14 protein-coding genes are annotated in these 26204 nt (G+C 45.2%); 6 read left to right on the top strand and 8 right to left on the bottom strand.

Annotated features, from left to right (window positions below; all coding sequences use genetic code 11):
* Nucleotides 1-349: 349 nt before the first annotated feature.
* A complete protein-coding gene (locus K0I73_RS02265) occupies nucleotides 350-2932 on the bottom strand; it encodes a putative bifunctional diguanylate cyclase/phosphodiesterase (protein WP_220062935.1) in 2583 nt (860 codons plus the stop codon).
* A 584-nt stretch (nucleotides 2933-3516) separates the two neighbouring features.
* Between K0I73_RS02265 and K0I73_RS02260 the strand changes: the two genes are divergently transcribed.
* The 4 genes from K0I73_RS02260 to K0I73_RS02245 all read left to right on the top strand — a co-directional run bounded on the left by K0I73_RS02260 (nucleotide 3517) and on the right by K0I73_RS02245 (nucleotide 7238).
* Entirely contained in the window at nucleotides 3517-4218 is a 702-nt protein-coding gene (locus K0I73_RS02260) for a spondin domain-containing protein (RefSeq protein ID WP_220062934.1), read from the top strand.
* Between the two features lie 7 nt (nucleotides 4219-4225).
* The gene (locus K0I73_RS02255) at nucleotides 4226-4951 is read left to right on the top strand and encodes a spondin domain-containing protein (protein ID WP_434086694.1); all 726 of its coding nucleotides are present in this window, start codon (nucleotides 4226-4228) and stop codon (nucleotides 4949-4951) included.
* Between the two features lie 87 nt (nucleotides 4952-5038).
* A complete protein-coding gene (locus tag K0I73_RS02250; RefSeq protein WP_258405266.1) occupies nucleotides 5039-5764 on the top strand; it encodes a response regulator transcription factor in 726 nt (241 codons plus the stop codon).
* Between the two features lie 4 nt (nucleotides 5765-5768).
* Complete coding sequence (locus tag K0I73_RS02245) at nucleotides 5769-7238, top strand: sensor histidine kinase (RefSeq protein WP_258405265.1); 1470 nt, start codon at nucleotides 5769-5771, stop codon at nucleotides 7236-7238.
* 96 nt (nucleotides 7239-7334) lie between these two features.
* On the opposite strand, the gene hemE is transcribed toward K0I73_RS02245, so the two are convergent.
* Complete coding sequence (gene hemE, locus K0I73_RS02240) at nucleotides 7335-8399, bottom strand: uroporphyrinogen decarboxylase (RefSeq protein WP_220062933.1); 1065 nt, start codon at nucleotides 8397-8399, stop codon at nucleotides 7335-7337.
* A 745-nt stretch (nucleotides 8400-9144) separates the two neighbouring features.
* On the opposite strand from hemE, the gene rsd reads away from it, so the two are divergent.
* The gene (gene rsd / locus K0I73_RS02235) at nucleotides 9145-9612 is read left to right on the top strand and encodes a sigma D regulator (protein ID WP_220062932.1); all 468 of its coding nucleotides are present in this window, start codon (nucleotides 9145-9147) and stop codon (nucleotides 9610-9612) included.
* A gap of 110 nt (nucleotides 9613-9722) precedes the next feature.
* Here rsd and acnB read toward each other — a convergent pair whose 3' ends face one another.
* Complete coding sequence (gene acnB, locus K0I73_RS02230; protein ID WP_220062931.1) at nucleotides 9723-12320, bottom strand: bifunctional aconitate hydratase 2/2-methylisocitrate dehydratase; 2598 nt, start codon at nucleotides 12318-12320, stop codon at nucleotides 9723-9725.
* Nucleotides 12321-12733: 413 nt separating this feature from the next.
* On the opposite strand from acnB, the gene hxpB reads away from it, so the two are divergent.
* Nucleotides 12734-13396: a hexitol phosphatase HxpB gene (gene hxpB / locus K0I73_RS02225; protein WP_220062930.1), complete on the top strand. Its 663-nt coding sequence runs from the start codon at nucleotides 12734-12736 to the stop codon at nucleotides 13394-13396.
* 99 nt (nucleotides 13397-13495) lie between these two features.
* Here the strand turns inward: hxpB and K0I73_RS02220 are convergent, their stop codons facing one another.
* The 5 genes from K0I73_RS02220 to aceF form a co-directional block, all read right to left on the bottom strand.
* Nucleotides 13496-15550 carry a M13 family metallopeptidase gene (locus tag K0I73_RS02220; protein ID WP_220062929.1) on the bottom strand — a complete coding sequence of 685 codons (2055 nt, stop codon included), beginning with the start codon at nucleotides 15548-15550 and terminating at the stop codon, nucleotides 13496-13498.
* A gap of 163 nt (nucleotides 15551-15713) precedes the next feature.
* Nucleotides 15714-17927 (bottom strand): patatin-like phospholipase family protein, encoded by a 2214-nt coding sequence (locus K0I73_RS02215; protein ID WP_220062928.1) that lies wholly within the window; start codon nucleotides 17925-17927, stop codon nucleotides 15714-15716.
* A gap of 166 nt (nucleotides 17928-18093) precedes the next feature.
* Nucleotides 18094-22545 (bottom strand): EAL domain-containing protein, encoded by a 4452-nt coding sequence (locus K0I73_RS02210; protein ID WP_220062927.1) that lies wholly within the window; start codon nucleotides 22543-22545, stop codon nucleotides 18094-18096.
* A 133-nt stretch (nucleotides 22546-22678) separates the two neighbouring features.
* Nucleotides 22679-24106, bottom strand: a complete 1428-nt coding sequence (gene lpdA / locus K0I73_RS02205; RefSeq protein ID WP_220062926.1) for a dihydrolipoyl dehydrogenase — start codon at nucleotides 24104-24106, stop codon at nucleotides 22679-22681.
* Between the two features lie 152 nt (nucleotides 24107-24258).
* Entirely contained in the window at nucleotides 24259-26202 is a 1944-nt protein-coding gene (gene aceF / locus K0I73_RS02200; RefSeq protein ID WP_220062925.1) for a pyruvate dehydrogenase complex dihydrolipoyllysine-residue acetyltransferase, read from the bottom strand.
* Nucleotides 26203-26204 lie beyond the last annotated feature (2 nt).

Below are 26204 nucleotides of genomic sequence, written 5' to 3'. Positions count from 1 at the left end.
AGACCTGATGAATAAGTCTCATCTTGCCTAAGGCCTGTTGATCTTTGTTGGTTGAATTTTATTCGAGACAAAAACGCTTTAATCGAGGCGAGTGGATTGCAGCCTAGTCATCTAAGCAAAATTCACTTAACAAGGAATAACACGTTTTTAGCCGCCCCCTTAGGGCTGCGTTTGGTGGTCATTTCTACTGGGTTCTCAGCTTTTTATGTAGAATAACTACAGCAGAGAGCTTCTGCCCTGTATAAATACAAGGCAATTCGCTGCAAAAATAACCTTAAAAGATCAACAGGCCCTAGGTTATATAAGCAATAATCCCTAAATTCACATAGATAAGTAGAAAGCACAAACCTTAAGCTAGCAACCGTGTGTCACTTTGCTCGTATGTCTGGTAACTGTCTAAACTCTTAGGCCGACCGATAGCATAACCCTGAGCATAATTGATCCCTATCGATTCGAGTCTGTCGATAATCTCTTGATTCTCGACGAATTCGGCAACCGTTTCTATCCCCATGACCCGACACACATCATGAATAGACTTAACGATGGCATAATCTTTAGCGTTACTGGCAAGAGTCTTGATAAAACAGCCGTCAATTTTGACATAATTAACAGGTAATTCGCGCAAATAACCATAGGACGCAAAGCCAGTACCAAAATCATCGAGGGCAAATGAGAAGCCCTGTTTACGTAATTGGTTTAGCATCTCCATCGCACGATGATGGTTTTGAATCGCACTGGTCTCTGTGATCTCAAAGCAGATACAATGACTCGGAATAGCAAAACGTTGTAGCTGGCCAACAATGTAATCGACCATTCCCTCGGCCCCGAGACTATTGCCAGATAGATTTATCGACAAGCAGTGATCGCTCCATAATTCCTCATGCATAGATAGCCATAAGAAAGTCTTACGAATCACCTCTTTATCTACCTCAGTCATCAACTTAAAACGCTCGGCAGCAGCAATAAACTGCGCCGGAGGTAATATCCGTCCACAAGGCTCTTGAATACGCAGTAATATCTCCATTCGTTTTCGGTGACTATTACCACTAATTCCTCTGATAGGCTGATAGTAAAGTAGTAACTCGTTATGTTCGATAGCCTGAGCAATACGAACGGCCCATTTAGGTGCATTTCGCTGATACGTGAGTTCTTTATCTTTATCATCGTAGAAATGTATTTGATTGCTACCCTTACGTTTGGCAGCGATACAGGCTATATCGGCGTCTTTTAGCAACTCTTGCGGGACAATATAAGGCGCTCGAGCGAGGGCGATACCAACACTGATACCCACTTTATAATGACATCCTTGATGCTCCATCACTTGCATAGATACCGCATCAATAATCAGTTTTATTTGTTGAGCGACTTCCACAACGCCAATGTCTCTAAGTGCTAAGCCAAATTCATCACCACCTAAACGCGCTAATAATACATCACCTTCAACACTCGATTGCATCGCTTTTGCCACCATTCTAAGCATGGCGTCACCCGCATTATGACCACATGAGTCATTGATCAGCTTAAACTGCTCAAGATCGAAATAGCACAGCGCCAATGTCTGAGCATCATGACTAAAGGCTGCTAAACGCTCTTCAAACGCACTGCGATTAAGCAGTGACGTCACGGCATCATAGTTTGCTCGTCGTCTAAGTTGATGCTTAAGCAGCTCTTCTTGAGTAATATCACGCAACACAATGACCGTTCCGATAACTTGGTTACGGGGATTACGTAAATGGCTAATACTGCGCTGCATGATCTTAGGTGACAGGCTATCAAACTTCACTTTACTCACTAAAGGGGAATCGGCCTTCCCTTTCATAAACGAGAATAAGGTCTGATTAATAGAGCGATCAGACTTGAAGAGCCGATCAATCTCCATACCTACCGCGGTTTCACACTTAATCTTAAGTAAGCGCTCAGCTTGAGGATTTAAATAAACGACTTTAGCCCAAGCATCAGTGAGAATAACCGCCTCGACAATCGCTTCCAACGTCGTTTTAGAGCGCTCCTTTTGCTGGAATACTCGCACCAATAAACCATTGACTCGATCGGCGACGGCCATCAACTCCGAACATCCATCACCATGAATAGGCTGATATGTCTTCGCCGTTGGGTCAATCTGGGCAAGCTGGGCTAAGAGTCGCTTAAATGGCCTTACGACCCCAAACCTTAACCATAAATAGCCGATAAACAGCAGTAGTAGACTAAGCCCCCAAACTAAGTAGATAACGAGTGAGGACTCCTGAGTGATGTTATTGAACATCGTCTCACTAAAATGGATCTCAAGATGGAGCTTCTCATTATCAGTCAGGCCTGGAACATTGAATGTCTGCTCAGGACCTGATGACGAAGGAATACCAGTAGGAGTCACTTCTCCTGGCTTTAATACAATACTCGCTACAAAATCACTCGCCTGATAATGGTTAAGTAAGCTGCTATCAATATTTCTGGCTACCGCGGTCGACAGTGTGGTGGATACGGGGATCACACTCACCATAAACCCTTTATCACCAGATAAAACAAATCCCGTTTTTTGTTGGTCTACTGCTAATAATGATGCAGGTAACTCTGGCAAATCAAAATGACTCACTTGGCTATAGGCGGGAGAAAAGGCGGTGGCTTGGCCATCTTGAATATAAAATAGATGAAAATATTCTGCGCTCCCCGACGCCAACCAAACCCGTTCAAAGGCATCATAACTCTCACCTTCTAAGCCGATCATAGGGATCACATAAATCTTATTGAATAACTCTAACTGATTTAGATCTTTACTTATTTTCGCCTGAATATCGGTCAATTCCGAGTCGATAAAGGCGTACTTCAATTCGTCGACACGATTGTCGAACCAAACACTAAGAGAAGATGAAATGGCTATGATTGCAGGTAAGCAAAAACCTACAACAAAGATGACTAATTTTTTGCTAATACGCATGTAAGTGGCAGCTATCCTGTTTGATTCAAAACCGCATTCAAGCTAGCGTCTGTAGAGCTTTTCTTGTTGAATTTCATTCGATATAAAAGCGTTTCAATTGAGACGAGTGAATTCTGCTAGCACGCTAAGAAAAATTCCCCCAACAAAGAGCAAAACGTTTTTAGCCAACCCCTTCGGGCAGCAATTATTGGTCATTTCTACTGCGTTATCAGCTTTTTATAAAGCATAACGACACCACAAAGTGCCATCCTGTACGAATATCCAACAATTCGCGGTAAAAATAACCTTGAAAGTTCAACAGACCCTATTACGGGAGGCCAAAATACCTCATTTGTCACGGTGATTACACAGCTTTGTATTCACTCGTTGCAAAAATAGTCAGTAGAGTGCATGAGCAATCAATACTGCACATTGACTTAGCGCAGTAATTAACAATAAAAGCTCGTAAATCCTCGTTTTTTGCGACCTAAAACAGACTCAAAATCAAATGTGAAACTTTTGTGATAATTTGGCGATACTTAGGTGACCTCTCTCCACCATGATGACTATCACAGTCACCAATAACCATTCAACGGAGCGAGACCATGAACCTAAATCCTCTTAACCGCACACTACTGCTTAGCAGCCTTATCGGTACATCTGCGATGGCCACAGAACTGGAAATTCGTATCGACAACCTTACCCACGGCAATCACTTTACCCCTGTTTTGCTAGCGGCCCATGACAGCGACACCCATCTATTTAGTGTGGGAGAGATGGCAAGCAGCGCATTGCAAAAGATGGCAGAAGGCGGTGACATTGCCGATCTCATGACCTTAGTTGAAAGCGCCAATGGGATCACCGTTAGTAATCCAGCCAGTGGCTTAATGGCACCAGGACAGCGCGTTGATGCCATCATGCTCGACAGCCAAGCCATGACGCATTTATCAATGGTTGCCATGATCTTACCCACCAATGACGCCTTCGTCGGTTTAGATTCCTGGGCAATCCCCACAACTCCTGGCACATATACCATCGACCTCAATGGTTACGACGCGGGCACAGAGGCTAACGATGAAATCATTAACGGCGGAGGCATGCCAGGTGTGCCAGGTATCCCTGCGGCACCTGGCGGTAATGGCGGTGCAAATGCAACGGGGATCAGCGATATGAGCAGCAATGACAAGGTTCACATTCATCCAGGTGTACTCGGTGATACTGACTTAAATGGCGGCATGAGCGATTTAGACAGTCGCGTCCATCGCTGGTTAAATCCGGTCGCCCGAATTCTAGTCACGGTGAAATAGGAGAGTAATGATGACAAACCTAACTCAGTCCACTGGCAAAATATTACCCATGTTAGCGGTCGCAGGCGGCTTACTACTCGCTGGGTGTTCAGACAACGACCATAGCGACTCCACGCCACCACCGACACCAGAACTTGATAAGATGTTTACGATTACCGTCACCAATCTCACCGCAAACCAACCCATGTCCCCCATAGCGCTGCTGGCTATCGACAAGGATTATTATCCTTGGCAGACAGGCGAAATGGCTAGCCATGCGTTGGAAAAACTAGCTGAATCTGGTGACAGTTCTGGCTTTGTAGCGCAAGCTGGCACCATAGCTTCGCTCACGACGGGCGAAGGCATACTTGCCCCTGGAGCCAGTGAAACCTTAACCGTCACCTTAGCCCAAGACGCGACTTCAGTGGCAGTGCTCACCATGCTGGTGAATACCAATGATGCCTTTAGTGGCCTCAATCATCTCGATCTTGATGCCATGAACATCGGTGATACGCAGCAAAAGCTGGCAGCTGTCTATGACGCTGGCACAGAAGCCAACAGTGAACTAAAAGGAACCATTCCCGGCCCTGCTGACGGTGGCGAAGGGTTTAACGCCGACCGAGATGATGTTAACAGAGTCCACCTCCACCCAGGGGTCATCAGTCATGATGACGGGCTTATGGACTCAGTCCTTAACGCTTCGCACCGCTTTGATAACCCGACGCTGCGTATCACATTGAAACGCACTCGTTAAGTTGACGGGAGTAAAAACTCGCTGACCACGAAATAAAACCCCTCTATGGTTGGTCTACTGTTCAAAGGACAACCAGAGGGATTTACCATGGCAGCGATGAAACCAGGAACACAAACGGAACAGCCTCAACGCATCTTATTGGTTGAAGATGAGATAGATCTTGCCAATCTCATCTCTCTTAATCTGAAGTCTCTCAATTACGAGGTGATCCATACCAGCACCTTACACCAAGCAAAACAGGTGTTGTCGGCCAAATGCATCGACTTACTGCTGCTCGATAGAATGCTCACCGATGGAGATGGATTGATGCTATGTGAACAGCTAAGACAAAATGGCGAGCTACTGCCCTGCATGATGATCACCGCCAAAGACAGCGAGGCGGATATCGTTTTGGGACTAGAGTCGGGCGCTGACGACTACTTAGTCAAACCCTTTAGCGTGTTAGAGTTGCGGGCACGCGTAAAAGCACTCCTGCGGCGTGGCAGACAGCTTTCGCCACAAGTCGAGCCCCTCACCTTTGATGACTTAGTGATCGATAGCAGTACCCGAGAGGTAACTGCACTAGACCAAGCCTTGGCCCTAACGGCGCGAGAATTTGATCTACTACTGTTTCTCGCCCAGCATCCCAAGCAGGTATTTAGCCGAATGCAGTTACTCGAAGCCGTATGGGGTTACTCCTATTCTGGCTATGAACATACGGTAAATAGCCACATCAATCGGCTGCGGGCTAAATTAGCGTTAACTCCATCAACCAGTGATCTCGTCAAGACGGTGTGGGGGGTCGGTTACAAGTTTTCTCCCCACAGCCACTGAGCCAATGATGAACAGCCTATTTAACCGTATCCTACTGTCGGCAAGCATCGCCGTATTTGTGCTATTTATGGGGTTATGGCAATGGTTTACCACCAACCATCAGTATAACCAAAACCAGATCCAACAATCGCTTCACCGCGAACTGGCCGTCCATATGGCGCACATCAATCCGCTGCTGTCACAGGGAGTGACATCGGATGCCGCGCTCAAAGAGGCATTTCACGATTTTATGTTGCTCGGTCCCAGCTTTGAGATCTATACATTAGATCGCCAAGGAAAGCTGATTGCGTTCGATGCGCCAAAATCGGTGATCAAGCGCCAGCAAGTGGCCATTGCCCCCTTACAACAATTTATCAAAGGTGCCAAACTCCCTATTTTGGGGCAAGATCCTCGCTCGAATGCCACTGATAAAATTTTTTCGGCGGCCGCTCTCATCGACTCACAAGGCGTCAACACAGGTTATCTGTATGTCATTATCGGCGGTCAAGACTATGATGCTTGGCAAGCAATTGTTTCTCAACATCAACATATTAATCAATGGGGAGTGGGACTAAGTGTCACCATCTTGTTTGCCCTAGCCTTATTTGTGGTGCTACTGAAATACTTTACCGCCCCTATCTCGCAATTAGCCCATGACATGAATCAACTGAGTTCACATAATCCGACACAAGGAGCATTACTCAACGCTCGACCTCAAGCGAGTAAAGAGATCCTTGCCTTAACGGATAAGATTAACCAATTGCTATCTCAGGTTCATCGGCAGCACCTCGCCATTGCCAAGCAACAAGCTGAGCGGCATGACTTTATGCTGCACTTATCTCATGATCTCAAAACCCCGTTGACCACACTACAGGGTTATATCGATACTTGGTTATTACTCCCGCCACATGAACGCGATGCCAGCCTTATCGAAGTGGCCGCAAGAGCAGGCTTGCAGTTGCAGCAACTGCTTAACCAAATTCTGCAACTGGAGGCGTTAGAAAATGGTCAGGTCAAAGCCACAATACAGCGCATTCCCCTGGCACCACTGCTCAATGAGTTGAAGCAATATTTTTTACCTCGAGCACAAACCCAAGCGGTACAACTGGCATTTGATGTGGATGAAAATTTGACGATTGACAGCGATCCCTTGCTGCTATTTCGCGTGTTAAGCAACCTGGTCGACAATGCCATCAGGTATACACCTCAAGGTGGAAAAATTAGCATCAACCTAGAAAATAGCGACGGCCAAACATGGCTGTTAGTGACAGATAATGGTTCGGGCATTCATCAGCATGAACTGCTCGCATTACAACAACACTCTCAAGAGCACAAGCCAATAGATACCTGCGAACGTCTATCGCAACAGTTACCGCAACTGGGAGTGGGGCTTTCGATTGTCAGTCAGCTACTAAGACTGCTTAACTGTGACCTGCAGGTAAAGAGCACACCGGGTAAAGGCTGCGAGTTTAAAATTGAGCTCGCCTGCGCTTAACCTCTATAAGATTAGCTATTTTTACCACCAGGATTTTTTGTCGGAGCATAAAAAAGCCCGCTAAGCGGGCTCTTTAATTATCTAATCAGTACTCGATTACTTATGATATTGCGCAGATAGCTCGTGAACCGACTTAATAAATGAACCCGCATGCTCAGGATCGACATGCTGGTGAATGCCGTGTCCCAAGTTAAATACATGGCCCGTACCTTCACCGTAAGAAGCCAAAATCTGGTCAACTTCTTGATGGATACGCTCTGGAGATGCGTACAGTACAGATGGATCCATATTGCCTTGCAAGGCAACTTTATCACCGACACGGCGTCGCGCATCACCGATATCAACAGTCCAGTCTAGACCTAATGCATCACAGCCAGTTTCAGCCATAGATTCAAGCCATAGCCCGCCACCTTTAGTAAACAGGGTGACTGGTACTTGACGGCCATCGGCATGACGAGTCAAACCATCAACAATTTTCTGCATATAACGGAGTGAGAACTCACGGTAAGCATGGTGAGAAAGCGCCCCACCCCATGAATCGAAAATCATCACTGACTGCGCACCATTGGCTATTTGCGCATTCAGATAAAGGGTAACTGAATCGGCAAGCTTATCGAGTAACAGATGCAAAGTCGCTGGCTCTTCGTAGGCCATCTTCTTGATCTTCTCAAACGCTTTACTCGAACCACCCTCAACCATATAGGTTGCCAGTGTCCATGGCGAACCAGAAAAACCAATCAGAGGAACTTCACCCTTTAGCTCGCGACGAATCGTGCTGACAGCGCGCATCACATAGCCAAGCTCATCTTCTGGGTCAGGGATACATAACTTTTTGATCGAATCGATGGTGTCTGTAGGACGCTCGAAACGCGGACCTTCACCGGCTTCAAAATAAAGACCAAGCCCCATAGCATCAGGTACAGTCAAAATATCGGAAAATAAGATAGCAGCGTCTAAATCATAACGACGTAGCGGTTGAAGTGTCACTTCGCAAGCCAAATCTTGATTTTTACAAAGAGACATAAAGTCACCCGCTTCCGCGCGAGTAGCTTTGTATTCTGGAAGATAGCGGCCAGCTTGACGCATCATCCATACCGGAGTTCTATCAACAGGTTGCTTTAGTAAGGCACGTAAATAACGATCATTTTTTAGTTCTGCCATTTGGCTCTATTCCTACGCTTATTGATTTCTGCTGGGACAGTAGTTTAGCATTTACGCGAGTAAAGTAACCTTCATCTGCACATTTATGTGACAAACCCCGCTCGAATATTTTTTTACCCTCTAAGTGCACGCTTTTCACACAAAATATCCAGACCATAAATAGCGGCGCGGGTTCCCGATATGACAGAAAAAAGTTGCACAGCCTCCGCGGCTTTGGTATAAAAACTCTGCGCTAGCAAGAACAATCAAGAAGCTCGTCGCATCGAGCCCGCAAAAAACTTTACTCGCCCAGCAATAGATTTCTATTGCTGGGCTTTTTATTTTTACAACTCAATAACTTAATACCCCCTCACTTTTGTATACAAAACAAGCAGATTCGACCAGATAGAAGATAATACCAATCAGTATAAGAAAGTGATCTACTCAGCGTGTTTTTTGGCAACTAATCCAAGGCGAATGAACGATGGAATGGTTGCTCCCTTGTGAGGCCATTCAACGCAGAAGTAGGAAGCCAAAAACACGCCTAACAGGCGAGTTTTAGCGCTTTCGATGCTGTGTTAACGAGTTTGACCGTAGAACAACTATGCTCTTCACTCGTTGCCTTGCCTCATAAGCGCTAAATTCTCGCTGAGCGATCATATCTTTATACTGATTGGTATAAGCCTCTGCCACTAGAAAAGGGTTGATCAAAGCAGCCATTGTCACCTACATTAGTAGTCATAGGGCAACTTTGATGGGGAACGCCATGCTAAAACAGTTAGAAAGAGCTGAAAAAAAGTGGAGAGGCTCAAATACACTGATTGATCAGTGGCTCAATAACCGTCGTAAGTTACTGGTACAGTACTGCCAGATAGCAGGTTTAACGCCCTATGAAACCTTAGATAAATCACTCCCAGCATTTCAAGCAGTGAAAGAATTTTGTGATCTCTTGGTCGACTACGTATCTGAAGGCCATTTTGAGGTCTATGACCGTGTGGTCAGCGCATGTGAAAAGAGTTGCGAATCTAGCCAGGCCTTAGCACAAAATCTCGTTCCGAAAATAAGTGAAACGACGGATCTCGCCCTGGACTTTAATGATAAATATACCGAGGCTGACGATGAGAAGATTTTGTATCAACTCGATAAAGATCTGTCATCTCTTGGCGATGTGATGGAAACTCGTTTCCAATTAGAAGATCAGCTACTCGAAGTTCTGCATAACAAGTTGTCATAAAACAAACTTCTAGATTTCAGGAATCAGACTCCTCAGATATCAAGATGTAAAAAGGGCCAGCTAGTTAGCTGGCCCTTTTGCAATTAAGCGATATTACTTAATCCTATTGATTAAACCGCAGACTGGAAGATAACTTCGCTGGCTTTTTTGGTATAAGAATCAATTTGATCGAAATTCAAGTAGCGATAGGTATCAGCCGCTGTCGCATCTAGCTCTTTCGCGTAATCTTGATACTCAGCTGGCGATGGTAAACGACCCAGCAGTGCAGCAACCGCAGCAAGCTCTGCAGACGCTAAGTAAACGTTTGCACCAGTACCAAGACGGTTCGGGAAGTTACGTGTAGAAGTTGATACCACGGTAGCACCTTCGGCAACACGTGCTTGGTTACCCATACACAGTGAACAACCAGGGATCTCAATACGTGCACCGACACGACCAAAGATAGCGTAGTAACCCTCTTCGGTTAACTGATCTCTGTCCATCTTAGTTGGTGGCGCGATCCACAAACGTGTAGGCAGAGTCTTAGCAAACTTGTCTAGCATCTTACCAGTAGCACGGAAGTGACCAATGTTAGTCATACAAGAACCCACGAACACTTCGTCAATTTTTGTTTCGGCAACAGATGAAAGTAATACCGCATCATCAGGATCATTTGGTGCACAAAGAATAGGTTCTTTGATCTCATTCAAATCGATCTCAATAACTTCAGCGTACTCAGCGTCGCTATCCGCTTCCATAAGCTCTGGGTTAGCAATCCACTCTTGCATCGCTGTAATACGACGCTCGATAGTACGACGATCGCCATAACCTTCGGCGATCATCCACTTCAACATCACGATGTTAGAGTTGAGATATTCGATGATAGGCTCTTTACCCAGTTTAATGGTACAACCAGCAGCACTACGCTCCGCAGAAGCATCAGAAAGTTCGAATGCTTGCTCAACTTTCAGATGTTCTAGACCTTCAATTTCTAATACTCGACCAGAGAAAGCATTGATCTTGCCTTTCTTCTCAACCGTTAATAGACCCATTTCGATCGCTTTTAACGGGATAGCATGAACCAAGTCACGTAAAGTGATACCCGGTTGCATCTGACCTTTAAAGCGCACCAATACAGACTCAGGCATATCGAGAGGCATAACACCCGTCGCTGCTGCAAATGCAACAAGACCAGAACCCGCTGGGAAGGAGATACCAATTGGGAAGCGAGTATGCGAGTCACCACCAGTACCGACAGTATCAGGTAGTAGCATGCGGTTTAACCAAGAGTGGATAACACCATCACCAGGACGCAGTGATACACCGCCGCGGTTCATGATGAAATCAGGCAGGGTGTGGTGAGTGTTAACGTCAACAGGCTTTGGATAAGCCGCTGTGTGACAGAAAGACTGCATCGTCAAATCGGCACTGAAGCCAAGACATGCTAAATCTTTAAGTTCATCACGCGTCATAGGACCTGTCGTGTCTTGTGAACCCACAGAGGTCATCTTAGGTTCGCAGTACTGGTTTGGACGAACACCAGCAACACCACATGCCTTACCAACCATCTTCTGAGCAAGGGTATAACCTTTGCCTGAATCGGCCACATCTTGTGGACGTACGAAAATATCAGATGCCGGTAAGCCTAATGTTTCACGTGCGCGGTCAGTTAAGCCACGACCGATGATCAATGGAATACGGCCACCAGCGCGCACTTCGTCTAATAAGACTTCTGTCTTCAGTTTGAACTCTGAAATAACTTCGTCAGTACCGTGAAGCTTAACAACGCCTTCGTATGGATAGATATCAATCACATCACCCATATTCATCTTGCCAACGTCTAGCTCAATTGGCAGTGCACCTGCATCTTCCATGGTGTTGAAGAAAATAGGCGCGATCTTACCACCGAGGCAGAAACCACCGGCACGCTTGTTAGGCACATAAGGGATATCATCACCCATGAACCAAAGCACTGAGTTAGTTGCTGACTTACGTGAAGACCCCGTACCCACAACATCGCCCACGTAAACGAGTGGATGACCTTTCTCTTTTAGGCTTGCGATCTCTTTAATTGGACCCACAACGCCCGCTTCATCAGGCACGATACCATCACGGGCATTTTTTAGCATAGCTAAGGCATGCAATGGGATATCAGGACGAGACCAAGCGTCTGGTGCTGGTGACAAATCATCGGTATTGGTTTCACCTGTCACTTTAAATACGGTAAGCGTTACCTTTTCAGCAAGCTTTGGACGGTTTAGGAACCACTCCGCATTTGCCCAAGACTCAACGACTTGCTTCGCGTGGTCATTACCCGCCTGCATCTTCTCAACCACATCGTGGTAAGCATCAAACATCAGCAGAGTGTTTGACAATGCTTTAGCAGCCAACGGAGCCTGTGATGCGTGGTCTAACTGTGCAATCAGTGGCTCAATATTGTACCCACCCTGCATAGTACCAAGCAGTTCAACTGCGCGCTCTGAAGAGAGAATTGGAGAAGTCACTTCACCTTTGGCCAGTGCGTCTAGGAAGCCAGCTTTAACGTATGCCGCTTCATCAACCCCTGGTGGGATTCTGTTTTCTAGCAGGTCAAGAATAAAATCTTGCTCACCCGCAGGCGGATTCTTTACTAATTCGATTAATTCGGCCACTTGATGGGCATCTAGTGGCTTAGGGACTACGCCCTCTGCAGCACGTTCTGCGACGTGTTTACGATATGCTTCTAGCACGGCAACATTCCTCTTTGTTTGGCGTTCTAACAGCGAAACTGCACGTCTTCAATAAAGAAGCTAACAGTCAAGCAGGCTCAACCCGTATTTCCGGACCGCATTATACTACAGCTTTGCAAAAGTATGAATCAGATCACACTCTTAGATGTGAGAAATTACGGGGATTCTCTAGGGCGCAAGACAATTTATCTCAGAGATAAAACAAATGAAATTAGACAATAGTTTGAAACACATACCAAGCAGTTGATAAATATGCTATTTAATCTTTTCCTACACTTTATTGTAAACGAACTAAATCAACCATTTATTAACGATAAATAATCTAAAAAACTTTAGCTTATGGGTCGTAATTAGCCAATTATTGCGCATAATGTTCCACTTTCATCTCTTTAAATGCGCTTAGGATTATTCAAATGAGCCAAAAGATATTAGCCGCCGTTATCTTCGATATGGACGGTGTATTAATCGATTCGGAGCCCAGCTGGCAATCGGCTGAACTGAATGTTTTTAGCCAACTTGGTTTAGCCATTTCGCTAGAGGATACCTTGCAAACGACAGGCCTGCGCATAGATCAAGTTGTCGAGTTTTGGTATCAGCGCCATCCTTGGGATAACTACGACAATCGAGCCACTGCCAACGCAATCGTTGATCAAGTGGCAGCAGAAATATTAACAAATGGCCAAGCAATGAATGGCGTGATTCAAGCCCTTGATGCCTGTAAAAATAGAGGGTTGAAAATTGGTTTAGCCACCTCTTCATCATCACCCCTTATCGATGCTGTGATGCAAAAGTTGGCTATTCGCGCTTATTTCGATGCCGTCTGCAGCGCCGAGTCGCTCACTTTTGGTAAACCCCATCCCGAAGTTTATCTCCAATGTGCTAGGGTATTAGGTGTCACTCCAACATCATGCCTTGCTATTGAAGATTCTTTCAATGGTCTTATTGCCGCAAGAGCTGCGAATATGCGCTGCGCTGTCATTCCCGCGCCCCATGAAGCCGAGCAACCAAGATGGGCTGCGGCACATCATCAGCTTCGCGATTTAACCGAACTTGATGGCTATTTAGCGATGATTTGATCATTGATACCAATCAGTGTAAATATTAGCTGTAACTCATACGACTATATAATAAAAAGCCCATCAGATGATGGGCTTTTTTCTCAAACGAGTTGGCTATTACCAGATTTTCACTCGATCTTGTTCACTCAAGTACATCTTGTCGCTGTCCTTGACATCGAAGGCCTGGTAGAAAGCAGGAATATTTCTTGGTGTCCCCATAGCGCGGAAGTGACTCGGAGAGTGAGAGTCAGTCAGTAAGCGACGGCCTAACTCTTCGTCACGATAGTTGCGACGCCACACTTGGGACCAACCGATAAACAAACGCTGCTCGCCCGTTAATCCATCAATAACTGGGGCTTCTTTACCATCTAGGCTTAGTTGATATGAACGCGCTGCAACCGTTAAACCGCCTAAATCACCGATATTCTCACCTAAGGTTAAATCGCCATTAACGAACTTTCCTGGCAGCGCTTCATAAGCCGAATACTGTGCCGATAGCTGGGCACCACGCTTGTTAAATTCTTCTCTGTCTTTGTCTGACCACCAGTCACGTAAGTTACCATCGCCATCATATTTAGCACCTTGGTCGTCGAAACCATGGCTAATTTCATGGCCAATAACGGCACCGATACCACCATAGTTGATCGCATCGTCAGCTTCCATGTTGAAAAATGGCGGTTGTAAGATAGCTGCTGGGAACACAATTTCATTCATCACTGGATTATAATAAGCATTCACCGTCTGCGGTGTCATGTGCCACTCGGTGCGATCGATTGGCTTGCCTAATTTATCTAGCATGGTTTTGTATTCAAACTTAGCGTAACGCAAGTAGTTACCCACCAAGTCATCAGCCTTAATGCTTAAACCTGTGTAATCTTTCCATTTGTCTGGATAACCTATCTTGTAGGTAAATTTAGACAGCTTCTCTTGCGCCGCAACTTTGGTTTCTGGCGTCATCCACTCGAGTTCGTTAATGCTGACTTCAAAGCCTTTAATTAGGTTTTGAATCATCTGTTCCATTCGCGCCTTAGCCTCAGGTTTGAAATGCTTTTTAACGTACTCTTTACCGACAAGTTCACCTATTACTTGGTCTTCAGCATCTACAGCGGCTTTCCAACGCGGCTTTTGCTCTTCGATACCCATCAAGGTTTTACTATGAAATCCAAAATGAAGATCTACGAGATCTTTATTAAGCAGTTCGGCATAGCTATCAACCACATGAAATGCCATATAGTCTTGCCATTGTTCAACGCTGAACTTATTAAACTGCTCGCCGAATTTTTCGAAGTAAGAGGGCTGACGCACAATTACCTCATTAACCTTTTCAATATCAGCTCCCACAGCAAACTGCACAAAATCAAAATTGGTCACGGCCTGTTGCAGCGTGGCTTTATCCATTTTGTTGTAGCTTTTATTGGCATCACGAGATTCGGTACGCGTCCATTGACTTTGGGCGATGAAATGCTCGATCTCTGCAACGTTAGCCGCCGCTCGCTTAGGATTACTGTAACCCGCCTTACTAAGTAGTGCTTGCACATAGGCTTTCATTGCCGCGCGGTTGGCAACAAACTTTTCATCATCTTTTAAATAGTAATCACGATCGGGTAGCGTCAACCCTGATTGGTAAAGATAAACCGCGTATTGAGAGGAGTTTTTCGCGTCATTATTGACATAAAAACCAAATGGAATTTGAACACCGCTAACCAATAGTTGACCCATTAAGGTCGCGACATCATTGTGGTCTTTCGCGAGGCCGATTTCAGCAAGAGGCTCCTTTAGCGGAGTCGCGCCTAACTGCTCTACCAAGTCAGTGTTCATATAACTGGCGTAGAAATCCCCCACCTTCTGCTCGCTGGAACCAGCAACTTTACCTGTTTTCGCTGCAGCTTCATCGATGATCTCTTTTAACGCATTTTGACTCTGTTCATATAACACAGTGAAAGAGCCGTAATTTGATTTATCTGCCGGGATTGGCGTATTTTCCAACCAATGACCATTCACACTGTAATAAAAATCATCTTGATGACGAACCGAGGCATCAAAGTTGGCTTTTTCAACCCCTGAAACCTTGGCACTTTGCACACTCTCAGTAATATTAGTTTCATTACTACTACAAGCTGTCATGCCTAATCCTAGCGCAATCGCAAACGCTAACTGACTCACTTTTTTCATTTTATATCCCCGGTCTTATCGCTTTTTGTCGTTGTTATTGCCTGATAGCAAACCCACTATGTATCAAGACTATGGTCAAAACATGCCAAAACATGACCGTCACATTAGCATCGGGATCGGCTGCTATGTAGCCTGATTTTGTAACTTTATATGAAATAGTCACCTACCAATTCTTACCTAAGAAGAGAAATATCGATTTTTCTCCATCATCGGCCCAGCCAAAACCTAATGCTGCGGGGCCAACTGAGGTATCGGTACCAAAATAGACGCTCCCACCGTAAATTAAATCATTAAGACTGACGCCCTCTCGAGACATCCATACATTACCCGCCTCAAGGCTAGCACCAAGGTAAAGAGGGTAGTCGGTCATTCCCAACATATCTCTACCTAAATCATATTGATAAACAAAAGCACCAAACACTTTATGCATCCCAGCAAGCGCATTTTTGTGATAGCCAGAGAGATTAAGAAATCCCCCTAATTCCGACACGTGAATATTAAAATCGGCATCGCTATCCACTGTAGAGACAGAAGCAATACCAACAAAGGCATGGTTATTGACACTGAGAGCGCCACGCCAATCGGCCTCTATTTGCAATGATGTTTCCGACGCTAAATTATCAAACAGCTCAGGGTTATTATCTTTTCGATAATAGAGGTTTATCGTGAAGCGATTTCCAGATGTGGGGAAATTGATGCTATCGAGGTTATCGAAGCCAAACTTTAAATAAGCTCCGTATGAGGAATAATCGACATTCCCAATAAAAGCACTATTTTCTAACATGCCACTTTCAGCCGTGAAGCCTATTTCAACCGCACCTTCTTTTATGTAGTTGAGGCCAACCCCAATGTCTCCACGATATGTGGTTTGCCCCAACAGCAAGGCGCGGTTGTTATTCTCATAGAAGGCCCAATCTTTGTTCTCATAGGAGATCTTGGTGCGAGCAAAGTAACGCTGATCAGAATCTAACGGTAAATAAAACTCTGACGACAATAGCTTTTCAAAACCTAAACGCAGCTCGTTACGCCACTCGCCACCATATTGGGTCAAATCCGTTAGCGTATAGGCGATATCAAGTGATACCGCCGAATCTAAGCTAAAATCATCTTCCCAGCTAAAACCAAGTTGAAAATAGTTGGGTCCCCATGATTTAGCTTTGGTTTTTAGAATGAGAATCCGCCCCTCTTCGGTATCCAAGAATTCAGCATTCACTCGTTCGAATTTATCCAAGGCATAGACATTATTAATGCCTTGTTGGAGTTGCTGCTTATCGACAACTTGACCCAGTTGAATCCCCAAGGTCTCGCGCAATAATTTAGCACTTACTTTCGAATTATTATCGAATCGAATATCGATAACCGGTCGACTAATATTTTGATTCCACGCCATACTCACCGACTCTTTATGGAGCAAGTAAGCACTATAAGAATCTGGACTGACCGCTAGCTCCTTGAGCTTGTCTAACTGAGCTAACACGGCAACCTCGCCTAGGCGGTAGGCTTTGGGCATTATGGTAAAATCCGTGGTACTAAGTTCACCGACCTCTGGGCGAATAAGAATATCTGAGTCTGTCAGCAACAACTTCTGCCGCTCGGTACTGGCGTTTGTCAGCATTGTTGATAATTGATCAAGTACCGCGACAGTGCTCTGCAATTGGTCTCGTTTAACCAACGAAGAACCAATATCGACGGCAATAATAATGTCTGCCCCCATTTCTTTCACAACATCGATAGGCATATTGTTTGCTATGCCACCATCGACCACCAATTTGCCATCATATACCGCAGGTTGAAGCGCACCAGGAACCGTTGCAGAAGCCTGCATCGCGTCTACTAGGCTACCCTTACTAATCACCACTGCCTGACTCGTTTCAAGGTCGGTAGCGACAGCTCTATAAGGGATCGCCAGCTCATCAAAGTGGTCAAATCTGTGTACAAGATCGGTTGAGTTTTGGAGTAACAAAGACATAGATTGGCCGCGCAGTAACCCCGTAGGCACTTTGACCTCTTTGTTGCTATAACCGATATTAATCGGAATATTGAACCTGTCTCTTTGCTGCTTATTTCGATAACTTAAGGCTTCACGAGGAATCGTGTCGGAATAGCCCTTATCCCAGTCTTCACCCATCATGATAGTTTCGATTTCACTGGCGCTATAACCAAGGGCATACATGCCTGCAACGTAAGCGCCTATGCTGGTTCCGGCAATGTAATCGATTGGAATATGGTTATCTTCAATCACTTTGAGCACAGCCACATGAGCGGCACCTTTTGCACCACCGCCACTGAGCACCAAGCCGACTTTGGGACGAACCTCTTCGGCATAAGTAGTCATGCTAAAACACAGAGAAAGGCTTAATACAAGGAAACGTATCATATAGGATTGTTTATTATCGTTATTGGAACAAGAACGCTCATTCTAGCAAACATATTTGCAAACGAAAAAGTATGCTTTCTATTCAATGAAATTAAGCCGAACTTGGTTTAGAAGATTGAAAAAACTTAAATAGCGGAGTCATACAAGAAGCCGTGCCACTAATTACTTATGATCTGTCTCGCAGATAAACTTCAAATTCGCTAACCGCCATTGGCTTAGCAAAATAATAACCTTGAATAATGTAACAACCGCGGCTAAATACTTGCTCCAACTGCTCCTGAGTTTCTATCCCCTCTGCAACAACAGTTAACTTAAGATTTCGAGCCAGTTCGATAATACTGCTAACAATCGCTTGGTCGGCTTCATTATTAGCAATATCGATCAAAAATGATCGATCAATTTTTAAGGTGCTAACATCAAAGCTACGTAGGTAAGCTAGCGATGAATACCCCGTACCAAAGTCATCAATTGCCACATCAATTCCAAGCCCGCGCAGCGCTTTGAGATGCTCTTTAGCCACATGAAGTTCTTTCATCAACACACCTTCAGTGATCTCAAGACCAAGCATCCTAGGCGACATCCCAGAATCGGCTAATGCTTGCTGGACGCCTTGAATAAATCCTGGCTGCCTAAATTGTACCGCAGAGACATTGACTGACAACTTAAAGCCAGCTCCAAACTCTCGCTCCCATTTGGCGCCTTGAATACAAGCTTGCCTCAATACCCAACGGTCAATATCTACGATCAAACCACAGGACTCGGCGACCTTAATAAAGATATCGGGTCTGATATAGCCCTCTTTTGGATGGCACCACCTTAGCAAGGCCTCCATCCCTATGACTTTATCGTCTTTTAAAATATCGACTTGTGGTTGGAAATACAGTTCAAATTCTTGTTTGTCGATCGCCTTACGTAGATCCGCCTCTAACTTGAGATGATAAAGTGCTTCTGCGTTTCGCTCTGCAGAGAAATACTGAAAGTTACCACGCCCCTCTTCTTTGGCGTGATACATCGCCTGATCGGCATTCTTAATTAACATCTCCGGCTGCTTAGCATCATCGGGCCATAGACTGACCCCAATACTGGTCGAAATGAAAAACTCTCTGCCATAGAGTTCAAACGGCTTCTCTATCTGACGGATCAACGCATCACATAGATGATTAATTTCATCAATGTCGTCCATATCTCGCAGTAAAATAACAAACTCATCACCACCGAAACGACACAGAGTATGCTCATCGGCAACACAAGACTGCAAACGATTAGAGGCTTCGATCAGCAAAGCATCTCCCATACTGTGACCATAGGAATCATTGACGTTTTTAAAACGATCTAAATCGAGAAACATCAACGCTAGCTTTTCGTCCGTCAACTCTGCTTTATGAATTGTCTTCGCTAGTCGAATCGAAAATGAAGAGCGATTAGGTAATCCCGTTAATACGTCATAGTTAGCAAGACGGCGCAGATCCGCTTCGGTCTGCTTTCTTTCGGTAATATCAGAGAACACGGCAACATAGTGAGAAATCGCACCACGCTCATCATTCATGGTCGATAGATTCAACCATACAGGGCAAATAGTGCCATCGGCAGCCCTAAAATCATGCTCTCCTGTCCAGGAAATCCCCTGTTCGAGTAGTAGCTGAATCTCATCACTGCGATCATCCGTTTGATAAACTAATTGAGAAAAATAGCGATCAACAAGCTCTTCAGCATCTATTCCTAAAATGTTTTGTGCCGCTTTGTTAGAAACTTTAACCCGCTCATCTGCATCAAGAATCAACACCCCCTCGGAGGTATTACCAAACGCTTGTGCCAGCAGCTTTACATCATCTTCCAACCGACGCTGCGTGGTAATATCGGTATAGATACCGGCAACTTTTTTCACCTTGCCGCTAACTGAATCAAACTCCAGTGGCCGTCCTCTCACCCGAGTCCACCCCAAGGAGTTATCACTACGGCGATAACGGTAATCAACATCGAAACGATCATCTTTTTTATTAATAAGACGAAACCAGGCCTGACGAACCTTCTCTCTATCATCGTCAAAAATAGGAAACTCAGCCATAGAGATCATCATAGATGTCGCATCGCTAGGAAAATGACCACCGTTATTCTCTATACTGAACAGCTCAGTATCACTCTGCCACTCCCACAACTCAGAATCACTGCCACGTAGTGATTGCCTTAATCTGTCTTCACTGTCTTGAAGTGCACTATTGACCCGTCTAAATGCAGAAAGCTGTCTTTGTCTGACTATCAAAAAATATAAACCGACAAGGAACAGCGATAATAGGATGAGAATTTTAAACCAACTATGATTCCACCAAAAATCTTCGACACTAAATGAGTATGAGTAAGGTGTTTGCGACCAAATGCCATTCTTCTCACTTAGGATATCTAAGGTATAATTACCCGCCTCTAAACCAGAAACATTAACCTGAGACTGTCCATTTAACTGCAGATAATTCACCCTTGATGATTTTCCTTCGCGGCGCAAACGATACTGTAATTTGAAAGGAATATCGGTCAAATAATCTAAACTAGTCAGCTGAAAACTGATCATTCTCGAACCAGGATGAACAACCTTATGTTCTAATGGAATCAAATCGATATCTGTTTTATCTTCATAAAATACCGATACGGATTCGAGCATAATGCCATCTTCACTGAGTCGATTTTTAAGTAAAGGTACATCAACCAAACCTACGCCATCAGGGCTACCAACATAGAGCCCTACACCAGGCTGATAAAAGGAGGCACCGTCATTTAACTCATGGCTGACTAGTCCATCTTGCTTCTCAACAACCAATAACTGACCAGAAGCTAAATCTTGACTAACTAACGAATTCGGACAGCCAACAAGACGATAGCCTGGCACCTGCTCAATAAAATAGACAGAATTACAGTCGAGTTCCCACTTCTTGGTCATCATATAGGTTAGTCCCGTCTTAGGGTGGTATTCCACCAACCCTTTAGGGGATGTACCTAACCATAGCACTCCAGAATTAACCTCTTGAATATAGTTCACTTCGATAGCGTTGTTAGTATCGGCAAAAATATCGCTACGAGAAAAGAACACCCCGCGACTATCAAGATAACCAAAAGAATGTTCACCGCCGAGCCACAACTTACCATCGGAACTACGAAAAATAGAACGTAACACCCCCTTGCGTACAACCCCATCAGCACCTTTAATCGATAAAGCTTTAGGCTCTAAAGTACCACTATCCCAATAAAATAGACCCGTAGACGTCACGAACCACCATCGGCCAACCAGCAATGGATCCTGATAGCTAAAAAATACCGTCTTGTTTTCTAAAGAAGATTCTCCCCCTGTCCACTGGGCAAAACGCATCGCTTGTTTAGTCGCTTTATTATAAATAAACAGACCATTGGTCGAGCTTAATAACAGGTGCTCTGAATCCATAGCTTTGACAGTATAAATACTGTCATTGACTTCCATTCCCAATGGTGTGATTAATACGCTGCGTTTAAGCTCCCGATCGACATCGATCAAACCTTTATCTGTTCCAAGCCAAACGCGCTGCTCTTCAGCGTAAATAGCCCAAACCATCTCATCACCCAATTTGTAGGGTGCCTTACGCGTCAAATTATCGATTGAGAAATCTGGATCATCGGCGATAACGGCAAGCCCATCACCCGACCCCCCAACCCATATAAGGTCATTACTGTCGACTGCAATGTCATATATATAATCTAAGTCTGCGGCGAGTTTGAGCTCATCGGTAAATATCTTTAATTCCAGCGTATCGGGATTCCACTTGATCAAACCATCTCTGCCAGATAACCACATAAACCCTTTTTGATCTTGGGCCATATGCGTAATGTAAAATGGCATTTGAGCGACTTTTTCAACTGTGACTGAATCGGGATAAACCCGGTACAATCCGTTACTCGAACCTAACCAAATTCTGCCGGCTCGATCCTCAAACAGAGTCTTTATCAGTCCCATGGTTTCAGTCCAAGGAAACAGAGCCCGCAGCATCCCTAAGCTGTCTCTTAGTTGAAGTTCTCTGCTGGTCCCAATAATAAGCTGGTTATCATTAAACTTGGCCAATACCCCCCAAGGGATATCTGGGTCATGGGGCAAGGCATTAACGAAATTAAGCTCCATCGCCACATAATCGAAACGATATATCTCTGATTGATAGTTTAAAAAGATATAGCTGCCATCATTTTGCTTAGTAATAGCTTGTAAGCCACTTTTTTTAAAGTCAGGAAACAACTCAAGGCTACCAAACTGAACAAACTCATCCGTCACCAAATTATAAAGATAGGTGTTAGCGTAGGTACTCACTAAGAGATGATTTTTGCTGAGTGGTATAGTGAAGGTGATATATTCATCCGAGAGACGGATATCTTGTTTTACTTTATCAATACGCCTAACTGTGGTGTCGCTAACACGATAAAGCCCTTGCTCAGTAGACAGCCAAGTATAGCCATACTCATCAAAACTAATATTATTAACTATCGCATTATTTAGCCCATCTCGCGCACTAAAAACCCGCTGAACTAAATCGCCAGCTGATGCGGGTAACGCAATAGCCCAAAGAAGCAAAAAATAAAAAATAGGGCGGAACCAGCCGTTATTGCTCATAGATAAAAATAGCTCAGTGATTCATCAGCTAAAATAATGGACATGTTATAAAAAACATTAAGTTGTTACATAATATAAGTAAGACTAGCAAAAAAAAAGCGCTCATTGAGCGCTTTTCCCTTAATAACCTAAGTTATTTTTTCTTCTTTGCCTTAGGGTTAGGCAAATCAGTAATTGAACCTTCATAAACTTCAGCCGCTAAGCCAACAGACTCATGCAGTGTTGGGTGTGCATGAATAGTAAGTGCTAAGTCTTCAGCATCACAACCCATCTCTATCGCAAGACCGATTTCACCGAGAAGTTCACCACCATTAACACCCACGATAGCACCACCGATAACGCGATGAGTTTCTTTATCGAAAATTAGCTTAGTCATACCTTCGCTGCAATCTGAAGCGATTGCACGACCACTTGCGGCCCATGGGAAAGTTGCGGTTTCGTAAGCAATACCTTGCTCTTTAGCTTCTTTCTCAGTTAAACCTACCCATGCGACTTCTGGGTCAGTATACGCAATGGATGGGATCACTTTTGGATCGAAGAAGTGCTTCATGCCCGAAATCACTTCAGCAGCAACATGACCTTCATGCACACCTTTGTGCGCAAGCATTGGCTGACCGACGATATCGCCGATTGCATAAATGTGCGGCACGTTAGTACGCATCTGCTTATCAACGTTAATAAAGCCACGCTCATCGATGTTAACGCCTGCTTTATCAGCATCAATTAACTTACCATTTGGTGTACGACCAATGGCAACCAATACGGCATCGTAACGAACAGGCTCAGCTGGCGCTTTTTTACCTTCCATTGAAACGTAGATACCATCTTCTTTCGCTTCAACCGCTGTTACCTTGGTTTCAAGGATCAAGTTAAACTTCTTCTTGATCTTCTTGGTGTAAACACGAACGATATCTTTATCGGCAGCAGGGATAACTTGGTCGAACATCTCAACCACGTCAATTTCACTACCTAGCGAAGAGTATACCGTACCCATTTCGAGACCAATGATGCCGCCGCCCATAACGAGCAGCTTACCTGGCACTTCGTTAAGCTCTAACGCATCGGTCGAATCCCAAATACGTGGATCTTCATGAGGAATGAAAGGCAGCTGAATTGGACGTGAACCCGCAGCGATAATAGCTTGTTCGAAGCGAACCACTTTAACGCCATCTTCACCAGTCACTTCAAGGGTGTTCGGGCTAGTAAACTTAGCAAGACCATTGACCACATCAACTTTACGCATCTTAGACATGCCGCCTAGACCCGTAGTGAGTTGGCTAATCACACTCTTCTTGTAATCACGTAATTTATCTAAATCGATTTGCGGCTCGCCAAATACAACACCATGGCTAGCAACCGCTTTCGCTTCTTCGATCACTTTAGATACGTGAAGTAACGCCTTCGATGGGATACAACCCACGTTTAGACATACACCACCTAGGGTACTAAAACGCTCAACGATCACTGTTTCTAGACCTAAATCTGCAGCACGGAATGCCGCAGAATAGCCCGCAGGACCTGCACCTAATACCACTACCTGAGTTTTGATTTCGTTACTCATGTTTTCCTCTATTCATTCTCATTCCGTTGGGAGGAATCCCGGCCCAACGCTTGATGACGCCAGCTTGTGAACGTGTGTTCTTGTAAGGTGGCCGCATTTTAACCTGTCAACGAGTTAAACAAAAGGCTACTCAACATGAGTAGCCTTCATCATTACAAAATAAGTGTACGTATGTCGGACAGCATACTTGACAGTGTCACACTAAAGCGTGCTGCCATTGCGCCATCGATCACACGGTGGTCGTATGATAAAGATAATGGCAACATTAACTTAGGCTCAAACTCTTTACCATTCCACTTAGGTTTAATCTCAGACTTAGACACACCAAGAATCGCGACATCAGGATAGTTCACAATTGGGGTAAATGCCGTACCACCGATGCCACCTAAGCTTGAAATAGTAAAACAGCTACCCTGCATGTCGGCAGCTTTCAACTTACCGTCACGAGCCTTGATAGAGATCTCCATCAACTCAGCAGATAACTCAAGAATGCCTTTCTTATCGACATCGCGAACCACTGGCACAACCAAACCGTTTGGCGTATCAACCGCTACACCAACGTGATAGTACTTCTTCTTGATCAGCGACTCACCATCTGCACTCAAACTTGAGTTGAATACGGGGAACTGCTGCAACGCCTTAGCAACAGCTTTCATCATAAAGACAAGTGGCGTGATCTTAACGCCTGTCTTCTGCTTAGCGGCTAATTCGTTCTGCTGTTTACGGAACGCTTCTAACTCAGTGATATCCGCTTCATCAAATTGCGTTACATGGGGAATAGTGACCCAGTTGCGATGTAGGTTTGGCCCAGAAATCTTCTGAATACGTGTTAGCGGAACCTCTTCAACTTCGCCAAACTTAGCAAAATCAACCTTAGGTGCGGCAATCACATTGAGCCCGCCAGCGCCACCAGCAACCGCTGTAGCAGCAGAAGCTTTTGGACGACTTAGCTCATACTTAATGAACGCCTGAACGTCCTCTTTAAGAATACGTCCTTTGCGACCAGTACCTGTGACTAACGTCAGGTCGGCACCAAACTCGCGCGCTAAACGACGCACGGCTGGTGAGGCATGTACCGCACCCGTCTTAGGCGTACTGCCTGCGCTCGGATGATGTGGCACAGGAGGCTTACTTGCCGCAGGCACTGGTGCTGGAGCAGCTGATGCCACTGGAGCAGGAGCCGCTGCTTGTACCGGTACTGGCGCAGTTGATTGCGTCTCAACAGTTGCGATAACGCTACCTTGAGAAACCTTATCGCCCACCTTAACGGTTAACGACACCAATTTACCCGCAAACGGCGCAGGCACTTCCATGGTCGCCTTGTCGGTTTCCAGCGTGATGAGGCCTTGATCAGCTTCGATAATATCACCAACGGCCACAAGCACTTCGATCACATCGACATCAGATGCATCGCCAATATCGGGCACAGCAATCTCTTTCACGTCAACTGTGGTTACAGCTGGTCCTGCCGGAGCAGCCTCTGCAACTGGCGCTGGCGCTGCTGCTTCACCGCCGCTGACTTGTAACATCAACACCAACGAACCTTGAGAAACCTTATCACCGACAGAGACTTTCATCTCGGTGACCACACCAGCAGCAGGTGCAGGCACCTCCATGGTGGCTTTATCGGTTTCAAGGGTAATAAGACCAGTATCAACATCTATGTTGTCGCCGACGGCCACTAGCACTTCAATCACATCCACATCAGACGCATCGCCGATGTCAGGCACTGTGACTTCGATAATTTGTGACGCTGATGATGCAGCAGGTGCTGGAGCGGCAACGGGTGCAGCCTCGGCAACTGGCGCCGCTGGTGCAGGCGCTTGTTCCTCGACCGCTGGCGCGGCGGTGTCAGCGACTTCAGCACTCATCATAGCGATAAGTGAACCTTCAGAAACGGTATCACCTACCGCAACTTTGAGCTCTGCAAGTGTGCCAGCGAAAGGCGCAGGAATATCCATGGTCGCCTTGTCACTCTCAACGGTGATGATCGATGCTTCAGCATCTATGCTATCGCCGACGGCAACGCAGATCTCGATAACTTGTACTTCATCCCCACCAATATCGGGGACTAAAACTTCTTTTAACTCAGCCATTA

Origin of the sequence: Shewanella mesophila (assembly GCF_019457515.1) — a bacterium.
GTDB lineage: Bacteria > Pseudomonadota > Gammaproteobacteria > Enterobacterales > Shewanellaceae > Shewanella > Shewanella mesophila.
Note: the sequence above shows the minus strand (reverse complement) of the source record. Positions and strands in the feature narration are given on the sequence as shown.

Coding starts and splice junctions, on each gene's coding strand:
- K0I73_RS02265 (WP_220062935.1), bottom strand. CDS start 2,932: ATGCGTATTAGCAAAAAATTAGTCATCTTTGTTGTAGGTTTTTGCTTA.
- K0I73_RS02260 (WP_220062934.1), top strand. CDS start 3,517: ATGAACCTAAATCCTCTTAACCGCACACTACTGCTTAGCAGCCTTATC.
- K0I73_RS02255 (WP_434086694.1), top strand. CDS start 4,226: ATGATGACAAACCTAACTCAGTCCACTGGCAAAATATTACCCATGTTA.
- K0I73_RS02250 (WP_258405266.1), top strand. CDS start 5,039: ATGGCAGCGATGAAACCAGGAACACAAACGGAACAGCCTCAACGCATC.
- K0I73_RS02245 (WP_258405265.1), top strand. CDS start 5,769: ATGATGAACAGCCTATTTAACCGTATCCTACTGTCGGCAAGCATCGCC.
- hemE (WP_220062933.1), bottom strand. CDS start 8,399: ATGGCAGAACTAAAAAATGATCGTTATTTACGTGCCTTACTAAAGCAA.
- rsd (WP_220062932.1), top strand. CDS start 9,145: ATGCTAAAACAGTTAGAAAGAGCTGAAAAAAAGTGGAGAGGCTCAAAT.
- hxpB (WP_220062930.1), top strand. CDS start 12,734: ATGAGCCAAAAGATATTAGCCGCCGTTATCTTCGATATGGACGGTGTA.
- K0I73_RS02220 (WP_220062929.1), bottom strand. CDS start 15,550: ATGAAAAAAGTGAGTCAGTTAGCGTTTGCGATTGCGCTAGGATTAGGC.
- K0I73_RS02215 (WP_220062928.1), bottom strand. CDS start 17,927: ATGATACGTTTCCTTGTATTAAGCCTTTCTCTGTGTTTTAGCATGACT.
- K0I73_RS02210 (WP_220062927.1), bottom strand. CDS start 22,545: ATGAGCAATAACGGCTGGTTCCGCCCTATTTTTTATTTTTTGCTTCTT.
- lpdA (WP_220062926.1), bottom strand. CDS start 24,106: ATGAGTAACGAAATCAAAACTCAGGTAGTGGTATTAGGTGCAGGTCCT.
- aceF (WP_220062925.1), bottom strand. CDS start 26,202: ATGGCTGAGTTAAAAGAAGTTTTAGTCCCCGATATTGGTGGGGATGAA.